A 12426-nucleotide genomic window follows, 5' to 3' on the forward strand; every position below is an offset into this window, starting at 1 on the left:
GTGCCCGGCGGTATCCTCAGCGCCGGACCCGCACCGGGTCGCTCGTCGCCGTGGCCGTGGTGCCGTCAGCGGTTCGGGCCGTCACCTCGACGGACAGCTCGTGCCCGACGTCCCACGGCTTGACCTTGTACCGCTGCCCCTCGCCCGAGGACTGGCCGCCGCCTGCAGGGCCGCCGCCGGCGGCAGGCCCGCCGTGGCCGCCGGGCCTGCCGCCACCGCGTACGGGCTCGCCGTCCCGCAGCCAGCGGTAGGTGAACGTCGCCTCCTGCGACCACGTGCCCGGGTCGGCGGTGAGCGTCCTGCCCTTCGCCGGCCGCCCCTCGACCACCGGCGGCGTCAGGTTGGTCAGGCCCGGGGCGGCCACGAGCTGCCCCACGCCCCACCGGGCCGTGGACTGGTAGCCGGCCCCGGTCGGGTCCGCCCAGTTCCGGATGCCGGTCCGCGCGCCGTCGGCCGCGTCGTTGACCTGGAAGTCCAGACCGTGGAACGTGCCGAGCCCGCCGTAGGACAGCAGGTCGACGGACGCCTCGACGCGGTACCCGCCGTCGGTCAGCGTGGTAGCGCTCGCGACCCGTGCGCGCTGGGCCGCCTCGTCGCCCGTGCCGAAGGACACGGCGTTCTGCGCCGAGATGCGGATCTGGGTGTCGTCGGCCCGGTACCCGCCGTTCTTCGCGTTGCCCCCGTCCACATAGATCTCGACGGAGTCCTGGACCCACGGGTCGGATCCCGAGACGTCGACCACGGGGTCCGCCACGTCGGCCAGGACGAACAGCGATCCCTCGTGCCACAGCGTGCTGACGGTGGCGACCGCGCCGCCCGTGCCCTCGACCTCCTTGGTGGTGGTCACCACGCCCGCCGAGGCCCACAGCTTCTCGACGTCGCCGTCGACCACCGGCGCCTCGGCGGCCTGCGGCACCTCCAGGTACGACAGCTCCTCGACCAGCGTCAGGGTGCCCAGCGCACCGGGCGTGTTCCACGTGGTGGTCACGTCATCGCTGGTCACCCGGGCATCGAAGGCGGCGGTAGCGCCCTCTTCGAGGGACGCCGGCAGGTGCACGACGACGTCGTAGCCGCCCTCCCGCTCGGCCGCCACGGCGTCCGCGCCCTCCGCACCGCCGGTCACCGAACCGTCCCTGCCGACCACGTACTCCGCTGACCCGTCCCCGTCGTCGCCGAGGACCAGCGTGACCGCATCTGCCGGCGCCGGTTCGGCGTCGTCCACCGAGACGAACGCCGTCAGGTGATCGGGCGCCCAGCGCAGCTGGAAGGCGGCCTCGCCGCCGCCCGGCGCGTCGAACGTGTGCCGAGGCAGCCGGTCCCACACCGGAGAACCCGTCGCCGCACCGTCCAGCGGCACGTCGCCCGCGAACACGTTCACGGTGCGCAGGCGGGCCGGCAGCTCCGCGCCGACCGCCCCGTAATAGGCGGGCTTGGCCTGGTACTGGTCGTCGAACAGCAGCGGCGCACCGCTGTCGACCCGCCACGACCGGCCGTCGGTCAGACCCCACGCCGTCACGCAGAACAGGTCCTCCGCATGCGCACGGAACACGTCGAACGCGTCCTTGAAGTAGTAGCCCTGGTCGATCAGCCGGGCCTCGGTCACCGGAGTGCCCGTGGTGACGTCCAGCTCCGTGACGGCCTGCGTGACCGGCAGGTCAGCGAACCGCTCGATGGCCGCCTCCAGCGCGCTGACCGGCATCGCGAGGGACACGTGGAACTGGTGCCCCACGCCGTCCACCGGCACCCCGCGCTCCAGCAGCCGCTCCACCAGGGAGCGGTACCGGTCCTGCTTGCCGCCCTGCTCCGTGTTGTAGTCGTTGATGAACAGGGTCACGGGCCGGTCCGCGACCGTGTCCGACGGCGCCGCGGCGTACGTCTCGTTGAACGCCTCGTCCGCGTACTCGAAGGCCAGGTCGATGAAGTCCTCGCCCAGGATCCGGAACCACTCGCTGCGGCGCAGACCGTCCGCGTCCTCACCGCCGTCCGACACGACCTCGTTGACCACGTCGAACGCGACAAGCGGGTTGGTGTCCGAGCCGAACGGCCCGTAGTCGGTGCTCAGGTTCTCCGCGATGTCGAACACGTGGGTGCGCAGGCGCTCGCGGAGGATCGCCTTGCCCTCGTCGGTCGCCGGGAGCGGCTCGCCGGCGTCGTCCTGGAAGAACCACTCTGGGGTCTGGCTGTGCCACACCAGCACGTGGCCGTAGACCCGCAGGTCGTTCTCCTGCGCGAAGTCCATGAGCGCCGTCGCCTCGGGATGACGGCGGAACGCACCGTCATCGTCGTACCAGGCCTCGGGCTTCATGTGGTTCTCGGGGGTGAGCTGGCCGAAGTGGCGGTTCAGGAGCTCGGCCGCCGCGCCCGACGTCTCGCGGCTGTCGATCGCGACGCCCACCGGGAAGTCGACGGTCTCCTTGATACCGGTCAGGTCCTCGATCACGGGGCCCGACACCGGGGGAGTGCCCTGCGGGAACGTGAACTCCCAGCCCGCGGCCAGCCGCTCGGTGACCACCGTCCGCACCGCGGCCAGCGTGCCGGACCGGTCACCGCCGCCGTCGTGCGCAAGGACCAGCTCGCCCGCGACCATCGCGGTGCGCAGGTTGGCGGTGAGGGTGTCGACGTCCTGCGTCTCCCAGTCGGCGATCGTGTTCCGCACGGCGAGCGGCTGCATGCCCAGCTCCACGGCCACGCCGGGCGTGACGCCCCACGAGCCGTTCGGCGCGCGCCAGAACGGGACCTGCTGGTCCGGGTCGCCGAGTGCGTCGCGGATGATGCCGAGGTTCGCGACCAGGTCGGCGCGCACCTGGTCCTCGGTCCAGGAGCCCATGTCGGCGTACCCCGTCGAGTGGTTGCACAGCACGTGGCCGTCGGAGACGATCCGGCGCAGGATCGCGGCTCCGCCGTCGGCCTGGATGTTCTGGCCGATCACGCAGAACACGGCCTTGATGTCGTGCTCGGCGAGGAAGTCGAGCAGGGCGGGCGTGGTGCCGGGGTTGGGCCCGTCGTCGAAGGTGAGGGCGGAGACGTCGCCGCTGCCCTCCGCGAGGTAGACCGGTGTGGGTGTGGGGTTGATCGCGCCGCCGGGGACGACGTCGTCGGGCGGGGCGGTTTCGGAGGTGGTCACCATGATGTCGTCCACGAGGATCGTGTAGGGGGCGTCCTGGTCCGTGCTGCCGAGGTAGGCCTGCAGCTCGGCGGGGTCGGCGTCGCCGTCGGCCGTCCAGGTGCCGGTGACGGTGGTCCAGTCGGTGCCGATGGTCGTGTTGCCGACCCAGGCGTAGGCCGGCTTCATGACGAACCGGAGGTCGGCGCTGGTGGGCGCGGTCCCGGCCGGGTCGGAGGGCTCCGCGAGGCGGGCGCGCATGCTGAAGGTGTAGGTCAGGCCGGGCTGGAAGATCCCGGTGGGGGACTGGATGCCCTCGTAGTCGGCGGCTCGGGTGATGGCGAGGACGTTGCCGCTGCCCTCCTCGGCGGGGTCGGGCACTACCTCGAGGCCCGCGGCGCCGCTGGCGGTCCAGGTTCCGGTGGTGCCGTCCTCGAAGTCGACGGAGGTGACGACGGTGGATGTGGATGTGGATGTGGATGTGGCGGTGGGTGTGCTGGTGCTTGCCGCGGTCGCGGAGGCGGGTGCCACCGCCAGCGTCCCTGCGGCGACGAGCGCCGCTGCACCGGCGGCTGTGAAACGATTTCGCGATCTCAGAAGAACCGGGATGAAACGATTTCGACGAGGCATGTTGCGCTCCCTTGCGCGTGTCTCCGGGTGAGGTTCGAACGCCGGGCGACGGTGCACGGCGGACGTAGGGGCAGCGTAGCCAGACCACGCGCCGCCGTCGAGAAGCGACGGTCAGAGATATCCGCCGCTACCCAGGGATCGGGCCCGAAATCCATACAGTTCCGGGCCAGATCCCTGGGTAGAGGCGCACCATGCGCCCAGCGCCTGAACTACGCCGCCGTGAGGTCCTTCAGGGCTCCCTTCGCGATGCGCAGGCGGCGCGGAGTCCGCTTCGCGACCACCGAGTCGTGCGTGACCAGCACGATCGTCAGGCCCTGCTCCTTCCACAGGCCCTCGAGGAGGTCCACGATCTCGTCACGGGTCTCCTCGTCGAGGTTGCCGGTGGGCTCGTCGGCGAGCAGGACCTTCGGGTTCTTCACGAGCGCCCGCGCGATGGCCACCCGCTGCTGCTGCCCGCCCGACAGCTCACCCGGCAGGTGGTCGCCCCGGTCGCCGAGGCCCACCGAGTCCAGCGCGGCCAGTGCCCGTGCCGTCCGGCTCTGTCGCGGGAGCCTCGCCGGCACGAGCGCCGTCTCGACGTTCTCCAGCGCCGTCAGCGTCGGGATGAGGTTGAAGTTCTGGAACACGAACCCGATGGTCTCGGCCCGGGCCGCGGTCAGCTGGGCGTCGCTCATGCCGGCGAGGTCGGTGCCGTCGAGCTTGACGGTGCCCGACGTCGGCCGGTCCAGCCCGCCCAGCATCTGCAGCAGGGTGGACTTGCCCCCGCCCGTCGGGCCCTGGACGGCCACGAGCTCGCCGTCGCCGATGGTCAGGGACACGCCCTTGAGCGCGCGCACCACGCGCTTGCCCTGGCGGTAGGTCTTGGTCAGGTCGTCGATCTGGTACATGGTTCGGAGCAGCCTTTCAGGCGAGGGAACGGAGGGCTTCGACGGGGCGCAGCTTGGCCGCGCGCTGTCCACCGACGATCCCGGCGAGCAGGCCGCCCAGCACCGCCAGCCCGACGGCGGCGAGGACTATCCACAGGCTCACCGGCGCCTGGAGGACGACGTCGACGGCGCTGTCCGCGGCGTCGGCCAGGCCGACGGGGGCGGCACCGAAGCTGTCGCCTGCCGGTGCGGCCCCGCCGTCCCGCACCGCACCCTCGGGAGGCTGCCTGCCCGGGCCGCCCATGCTGAAGCCCCCGCCCGACGCGCCGCTCAGCGTGATGCCCGCGAGGTTGACGGCCCAGACTGTCAGCGCCCCGAGCGCGAGGCCCGCGCCGCCGCCGATCAGTCCCTGGACGACGGACTCCCCGGCGACCTGGCCCACCACGCGGTTCCTGCTCCAGCCGATCGCCTTGAGCGTGCCGAGCTCACGGGTCCGCCGGTTCACGCCCGAGACCGTGAACAGGATCGCGAGGCCGAAGGCCGCCGCGAGCACGATGGCGCTCAGCCACGTGCCGAGCGTGCCGATCAGGTCGGACGCCGTGGCGAGCGATCCGGTGACGCCCTCGGCGAGGTCGGACTGGGTGCTCACGGAGGCGTCGGGGAGCTCTGCCTCGATCGCGGCGGCGACGGCCTCCACGTTCTCGGCGGAGTCGACCTGGACGTAGACGTCGGTGACCTGGTCGGCGAGGTCGGCGAGGGTCGCGGCGACGGCGAGCGGGACGTAGACGTCGGAGGTCGTCGCGACACCCTCGCCGGACGAGGACGCGACGATGCCCACGATCTCCAGGTCCGTGCCGCCCACGGCGATCTTGTCGCCGACGGCGAGGTCCTCGGACGTGGCGTAGGCGCTGTCGACGACGGCGACGTTCTTGTCGCCCGCCTCCAGCGTCCGGCCGTCGGTGACCTCTGCGGTGGTCAGCGGCCCGACGGCGGCGGCCTCCGGGTCCAGGCCGGTCACCGTGAACTGCTCGATCTCGAAGGGGGCACCGCCGGACTGACCGCCGCCCTCGCCGGGCTCCGTCGTGGCGCCGCCGCTGCTGCCGCTGCTGCCGCTGTCGGCCGAGGCCCCGGGCAGCTCGCCGGAGAACGACAGGTTCTGCAGGTCCAGCGCGCCGGCGACTCCCGACACGTGATCGAGCCCGGAGATCTTCTCCAGCGCGGTGGCGTCGAAGGGCATCGCCCCCATCGCGGTGGTGAGGTGGTCCTCCTCGACGCGGGTGTCCAGGGCCTCGCCCATGGGCGCGCCGAGCTCTACTCTCCGGCCGCCTCCCTCTCCGGGTGCGCCGGGACCCTGCGTGACGGTGACGTCGGTGCCGACGCCGTAGACGGACTCGAGCACCTCGGACTGGGCGTCCTTGACGCCGGTCGAGACCGAGTTGACGACGATGACCAGCGCGATGGCGACCGCGAGACCGATCGCTACGACGACGGTCTGCTTCCGTCGGTTGCGCAGCTCTCTGCGCAGATAGGTGAAGAACATGGGCTCCTGCCAGGGTCGGGAGGGGACGTGCGAGACGTTGGTGTCCGCGCGGACCGCCTCGCGGGCCATGGCGCTGAGCCCTGGGGAAACGAGCGAGCGGGCGACGCGGGGGACTCCGGGAGGCGGTCCGCGCCGGACGACCGGAACGCTAGGCACGCACGCTGTGGTGGGCCTGTCGCCGACCTGTGGTGACCCTGTGAACCGGGGGCGTACGGCGTCGCCGTCCGCCCTGCCGGTCGGACGGTGAACGTGCGGTGGACGGTTGCTCGTCCGCTCGGCGGACGTTCTAGGCTGAGGGCCGTAACCTCCGAGCAACATCCTTAGAAGGAGATTCCGTGGCTAGCATCGAAGCCGTTGGAGCACGCGAGATCCTCGACTCTCGCGGCAACCCCACCGTGGAGGTAGAGATCGTCCTGGACGACGACACCTTCGCCCGTGCGGCGGTCCCGTCCGGCGCCTCGACCGGCGCGTTCGAGGCCGTCGAGCTGCGTGACGGCGACAAGAGCCGTTACCTGGGCAAGGGCGTCGAGAAGGCGGTGGCGGCCGTCAACGACGTGATCGCCCCCGAGCTCGTCGGATACGACGCCGAGGAGCAGCGCATCGTCGACCAGGCACTGCTTGACCTGGACGGCACCCCGAACAAGGGCAAGCTGGGCGCCAACGCGATCCTTGGCGTCTCGCTCGCCGTCGCGAAGGCCGCCGCCAAGAGCGCCGGCCTGGACCTGTTCCGCTACGTGGGCGGCCCGAACGCGCACGTGCTGCCCGTGCCGATGATGAACATCCTCAACGGCGGGTCCCACGCGGACTCGAACGTGGACATCCAGGAGTTCATGGTCGCCCCGATCGGCGCCCCGACCTTCCGCGAGGCGCTGCGCACCGGCACCGAGGTGTACCACTCCCTCAAGTCCGTGCTGAAGGAGAAGGGCCTGTCCACCGGCCTGGGCGACGAGGGCGGCTTCGCGCCGAACCTCGCCAGCAACCGTGAGGCGCTCGACCTGATCCTCGTCGCCATCGAGCGCGCGGGCCTCAAGCCCGGCGTCGACGTCGGCCTCGCGCTCGACGTGGCCGCGACGGAGTTCTTCTCCGACGGCGTCTACGCGTTCGAGGGCGGCAAGAAGACCTCGGACGAGATGATCGCCTACTACGAGCAGCTCGTGGCCGACTACCCGCTGGTCTCGATCGAGGACCCGCTGTCCGAGGACGAGTGGGACGCCTGGTCCGGGCTCATGAGCAAGGTCGGCGACAAGGTGCAGATCGTGGGCGACGACCTGTTCGTCACCAACCCCGAGCGCCTCGCCAAGGGCATCGAGCTCAAGTCGGCGAACTCGCTGCTCGTGAAGCTCAACCAGATCGGCACGCTCACCGAGACGCTGGACGCCGTGACGCTGGCCCAGCGCAACGGCTACACCACGATGACCTCGCACCGCTCCGGCGAGACCGAGGACACCACCATCGCGGACCTGTCCGTGGCGACCAACGCCGGTCAGATCAAGACCGGCGCACCCGCCCGTGGTGAGCGCATCGCCAAGTACAACCAGCTCCTGCGTATCGAAGAGGCGCTCGACGAGGCCGGCACGTACGCCGGCCGGTCGGCGTTCCCCCGCTTCCAGGGCTGAGTCGGCGGACTGCCGCCGGGCGCCGCGGTCGCCCGGGTCGCCGCGGCCGTCCCGGCCGCCGCGGAAGGTCCGTTCCGACCAAGCGGTCCGGCATGCGTCTCGCGTGAGACGCATGCCGGAGGGCTTGGTCGGGGCGGACTTTTGCGTTCCACAGGTTCGACACACGGCGCGCCGGAGGTAATGCCGGTACAAAGGCCCGGCGAATCGGCACAATCGACCCATGCCTTCCTCACGTCGCCCGGCGCGACCCTCGGGTTCGGCGCACGGCTCGGGTGCGCGCCCGTCGTCGACGCCGCGTGCGGGTTCGGGAGCCGGCGCCGCCGGTGCGAAGAAGGCCAAGGGGTCGGCGTCGTCGGCCAAGGGCAAGGCCGCGCCGAAGAAGCCGTCCGGCGCGACGGCCAGGGGGTCGGCAGCGAAGGGCACTGCTGCGAAGAGCGCCGCCGCGAAGGGCGCCGCCGCGCGTACCACGCCCGCGAAGGGCACGACGGCGAAAGGCGCCGGTCGGAAGCCCGCCGCGCCGTCGTCGAGTCGCCGGACCGCACCGGCACGGCCCGCAACCGCCCCCGCACGGTCCTCGGCACGCCCCGCAACCGCACGCCCCGCAACCGCACGCCCCGCAACCGCACGTCCCGGTACGGCAGCTCCGCGTGGCGCGCGGCCGGCGTCGGACGGGGGTGCCAAGCGGCCCACGCAGCCGCGCCGCCGTAGCGCGGTCACCGGCAGCGTGGCACCGCCCACGCGCCCGGCACGTGCGGACCGCAAGCGGGGCAGCTTCGGGCTCGTGCTCCCGGAGGTGCTGACGGTCCGGGCGATGGTCCTCTCCGTGGTGGTCCTTCTCGCGGTGGTGCTGCTGCTCCCGACAGTGCGCGCTGTCGTGACGCAGCAGGCAGAGCTGCGTGAGCTGCGCGCCGAGCTGAGCCAGCAGCAGGACCAGAAGGCGGAGCTCGAGACCGAGCTGGCGCGCTGGGACGACCGGTCGTACGTGATCGAGCAGGCACGGTCCCGGTTCCGGTTCGTCATGCCGGGCGACAAGGTATGGCGCCCGCTCGACACCGATGCGGTCCAGGAGGAGGAGCCGGCGGACGGCGTCGTCGAGCCGTCGCCAGGTACGGCCGAGGACAGGGACGCCCCCTGGTACACCAGCGTCTGGGACTCGGTGCGGATCGCGGGCGGCGAGGAGTAGGTCTGCTGGGTCCAGGTCGCGGACTGGGCGACAATGGGTGGGTGAACACCGCGACTGAAACCGTGTCCGACGACGATCTGCGCGTCCTGGCCGAGCAGCTCGGCCGCGAGCCGCGCGGCGTCGTGGGGATCGCGGCGCGCTGCGTGTGCGGCCGGCCGACCGTGGCACGCACCGCGCCCCGGCTGCCGGACGGGACCCCGTTCCCCACGGTCTTCTACCTGACGCACCCCGGCGCGGTCGCCGCCGCCTCGACGCTCGAGGCGAACGGTGTGATGAGGGAGATGACGGCGCGGCTCGAGTCGGACGACGAGCTCGCCGCCGCGTACCGGAAGGCGCACGAGCACTACCTCGCGCAGCGCGAGGCCATCGCGCACGTCGACGAGATCGCCGGCATCTCCGCCGGTGGCATGCCGACGCGCGTCAAGTGCCTCCACGTCCTCTTCGCGCACGCCCTCGCCGCCGGCCCCGGCGTGAACCCGCTGGGTGACGAGGCCCTGGCGCTGGCCAGGGACACCTGGCGCCCCGACCGCTGCACCTGCTGACCCCGCCCCCAGCTCTGGTCACGCCCACAACCACGTGAGGTTTCTCGCGGAACCGGCATGTTCGGTCCCGGACGGCCGGTCGCCTGGAAGAATCCTCGCGTGACTTCCTCTCGCGTGGCCGCGATCGACTGCGGCACCAACTCGATCCGCCTGCTGGTCGCGGACGTCGACGCCGCCGGAAACCTCACCGAGCTCGACCGCCGCATGGAGGTGGTGCGGCTCGGGCAGGGCGTGGACCGCACCGGTGAGCTGGCGCCCGAGGCACTGGCGCGCACCCTCGCGGTGACTCGCGAGTACGCGGCCGTGATCGAGGCCGCCGGAGCGCAACGGGTGCGGTTCGTGGCGACGTCGGCCACGCGCGACGCGCGGAACCGTGGCGAGTTCTTCGACGGCGTCCGCTCGGCGCTGGGTGTCGACGTCGAGGTCATCACCGGTGCGGAAGAGGCGCAGCTCTCCTTCCGCGGCGCCACCGGCGCGGTGGCGGAGGCGCACGCCGGCCCGTTCCTCGTCGTCGACCTCGGCGGAGGGTCCACCGAGCTGGTCCTCGGCACCGACTCGGTGGACGCGAGCGTCTCGATGGACATCGGATCGGTGCGGATGACGGAGCGGCACCTGCACAGCGATCCGCCGTCGGCCGCCGAGATCGCGGCAGCCCGCGCGGACGTGCGCAACCATCTGGACGACGCCGCCCGCGTGGTCCCGCTCGCGAAGACCACGACGCTGGTCGGGCTGGCCGGGTCGATCACCACGGTGACCGCGCACGCGCTGGGCCTGCCGGAGTACTCGCGCGAGCGCGTGAACCAGGCGGAGCTGCCGGTCTCGACGGTCCTGGCGTCCTGCGGGGCGCTCCTGGCCGCGCCGCGAGCCGACCGGGTGGCGATGGGATTTCTGCACCCGGGGCGGGTCGACGTGATCGCGGCGGGCGCCCTCGTCTGGTCCGAGGTGGTCACCCGCGTCGCGGCCGACGTCGCGGCGGCGGGTGGGTCGCTGACCAGCGTGGTGACGAGCGAGCACGACATCCTCGACGGGATCGCGCTGTCCATGGCGTGAGGGTCGTCATCGGATGAAGTTCGCGAGCACCGTCGCACTATTACGCATTGCGCGGTACCGTGCACCTCGTGGACACAACGCAGCTGCTCAAGGGAGTGCTCGACGCCGCGGTGCTCGCGGTCGTCGAGCAGGAGGACGGCTACGGGTACGACATCGTCCGGCGACTGCGTGCCAGCGGCGTCGAGTCCGGCGAGGCGTCCGTCTACGGCACCCTGCGCCGCCTGTACGCGGGCGGCTCGCTGACGAGCTACGTGGTGCCCTCGGAGTCCGGGCCCCATCGCAAGTACTACGGCATCACCCCGCACGGGCGGGAAGCGCTGAAGACGCAGCGCAAGGAGTGGCAGGAGTTCGCCGACACGGTGGCCGGACTTCTCGGCGAGAGGAACGAGGTAGCTCGATGAACACCATCACCAGCAGTGACGCGCTCTCGGCACACGTGCGCGGCTACGCGCAGGCGGTGCGTCTGCACCTGGCGGACCTCGGCCCGGAAGTGGCCGACGACCTCACCGACGGCCTGGAGGCGGACCTCACCGAGGCGGTCCTGGACGAGGCGGTCGTCCCCGCTGCCCCGGAGACCCACGTGTTCGACCTGTCGGCGCGCTTCGGGCCGGCCGACGAGTACGCGGCCGAGCTGCGCGCGGCGGCGGGCCTGCCGGCGTCGGTCCCCGCGCGGAGCGTCAGGCGGGGACCTGGCCGGGCGGTCGCGGGGGCCTGGACCGTCGCGTCCGAGCGGGTGCGCGCCGTGTGGCGGCCCGTGGCGAGCACCCCGGCCTGGACGGCGTTCGCCGAGCTCGCGCGGTCCCTCGCCCCGGCCTGGTGGATCCTGCGCGGCTGGGTCGCCGCGCAGGTCGTCATCTGGTCGTACGGGATCAACGACGTCACCCTCTGGCCGTCGTCGGCGGCCGGTCGCGTCCTGGTGGTCGCGGCGATCGTCGTGAGCGTCCAGTGGGGGCGCGGCAAGTGGGTTCCGCGCTGGTCCTGGTTCCCCCGCGCCGTCGCGGTCGCGTCGGTCGCCGCCGGCGTCCTCGCCGTCCCCATGGTGCTCGACGTCGAGGCGGACGCCGACCCGGTCATGGCCGGCGGCCTCAGCTACGACGCGGGGTGGAGCGACGGGTACTACAACGCGCAGATCTCCCAGGCGAGCACGGCGAGCGGTGCGCCCATGGCGGAGGCGGACGGCGTCTGGGTCGACGGCATGCAGGTCAGCAACATCTTCGCCTACGACGCGGAAGGCAACCCGATCCGCGACGTGCAGCTCTTCGACGACCGCGGCCGGCCCGTTCGGACCATCGACGAGAGTGTGACCTGGGACACCTGGTCCGTGCCCGACGTCGCCGGTTCCTGGAGCTTCCAGCCGGCCACCGCGTCCGACGGGCGCAGCCGCTGGAACGTCTTCCCGCTCAGCGCCGTACCCGCAGAGGAGCTCGGACTGGGCGCCGAGGGCAGCGGGTTCTATGACTCCGAGGGGTACGACGACCCGTATCCGCAGCCACCCACGGGGGTGCGGCCGCAGGACATGCCGTGGCCGTTCCTCAAGGCGCCGACGGCCATCGACGGCGATACGACGGTGGCCGGCTCAGGAGAGGCCGACGGGGCTGACGAGCCGGCGACCGGCGAGCCGTCGTCCGACGAGCCTGGCACGGGGCCGGCCGCCGGCGACCGCCCGATGAGCCGTACGCGGGGGGAGACGGTGCACCCGGGTGAGGCGCCGACGTCGGACACCGAGCTCCGGGAGCCGACGCTCGAGGCGACGCAGGCCGACTGACCCGGCCCGTCACGACGGACTTCCGCCGACCGGGAACTTCCGGTGGGGGTGGTCCGTTGTGGTGGCCAGAGGATCGAGGAAGTTCCTGCAACGGCGACGGCGGCGTGGTGTGCATCACGCACACGCCGCTC

Annotated in this window: 9 protein-coding genes; 6 read left to right on the forward strand and 3 right to left on the reverse strand. The window is 72.3% G+C overall.

Going from position 1 to position 12426, the window contains the following annotated elements; genetic code table 11:
* Positions 1–16: 16 nt before the first annotated feature.
* From AB0F40_RS18460 to AB0F40_RS18470, 3 genes are all read right to left on the reverse strand, one after another.
* Positions 17–3634 (reverse strand): endo-1,4-beta-xylanase, encoded by a 3618-nt coding sequence (locus AB0F40_RS18460; RefSeq protein ID WP_357470644.1) that lies wholly within the window; start codon positions 3632–3634, stop codon positions 17–19.
* A 308-nt stretch (positions 3635–3942) separates the two neighbouring features.
* The gene (locus AB0F40_RS18465) at positions 3943–4620 is read right to left on the reverse strand and encodes an ABC transporter ATP-binding protein (RefSeq protein WP_357470646.1); all 678 of its coding nucleotides are present in this window, start codon (positions 4618–4620) and stop codon (positions 3943–3945) included.
* A gap of 16 nt (positions 4621–4636) precedes the next feature.
* Positions 4637–6208: an ABC transporter permease gene (locus tag AB0F40_RS18470; RefSeq protein WP_357470649.1), complete on the reverse strand. Its 1572-nt coding sequence runs from the start codon at positions 6206–6208 to the stop codon at positions 4637–4639.
* Positions 6209–6474: 266 nt separating this feature from the next.
* Here AB0F40_RS18470 and eno point away from each other — a divergent pair, with 266 nt between their 5' ends.
* The 6 genes from eno to AB0F40_RS18500 all read left to right on the forward strand — a co-directional run bounded on the left by eno (position 6475) and on the right by AB0F40_RS18500 (position 12295).
* The gene (gene eno, locus AB0F40_RS18475) at positions 6475–7755 is read left to right on the forward strand and encodes a phosphopyruvate hydratase (protein ID WP_357470652.1); all 1281 of its coding nucleotides are present in this window, start codon (positions 6475–6477) and stop codon (positions 7753–7755) included.
* Between the two features lie 220 nt (positions 7756–7975).
* Positions 7976–8938, forward strand: a complete 963-nt coding sequence (locus AB0F40_RS18480) for a septum formation initiator family protein (RefSeq protein ID WP_357470655.1) — start codon at positions 7976–7978, stop codon at positions 8936–8938.
* Positions 8939–8979: 41 nt separating this feature from the next.
* A complete protein-coding gene (locus AB0F40_RS18485) occupies positions 8980–9480 on the forward strand; it encodes a DUF501 domain-containing protein (protein ID WP_357470658.1) in 501 nt (166 codons plus the stop codon).
* 57 nt (positions 9481–9537) lie between these two features.
* Positions 9538–10530 (forward strand): Ppx/GppA phosphatase family protein, encoded by a 993-nt coding sequence (locus AB0F40_RS18490; protein WP_357470661.1) that lies wholly within the window; start codon positions 9538–9540, stop codon positions 10528–10530.
* 68 nt (positions 10531–10598) lie between these two features.
* Positions 10599–10931, forward strand: coding sequence for a PadR family transcriptional regulator (locus AB0F40_RS18495; RefSeq protein ID WP_357470664.1), 333 nt, complete (start codon positions 10599–10601; stop codon positions 10929–10931).
* Positions 10928–12295 carry a hypothetical protein gene (locus AB0F40_RS18500; protein ID WP_357470666.1) on the forward strand — a complete coding sequence of 456 codons (1368 nt, stop codon included), beginning with the start codon at positions 10928–10930 and terminating at the stop codon, positions 12293–12295. The genes AB0F40_RS18495 and AB0F40_RS18500 overlap by 4 nt, the downstream gene beginning before the upstream one ends.
* Positions 12296–12426: the final 131 nt, after the last annotated feature.

Origin of the sequence: Promicromonospora sp. NPDC023987, assembly GCF_040639055.1 — a bacterium.
GTDB lineage: Bacteria > Actinomycetota > Actinomycetes > Actinomycetales > Cellulomonadaceae > Promicromonospora.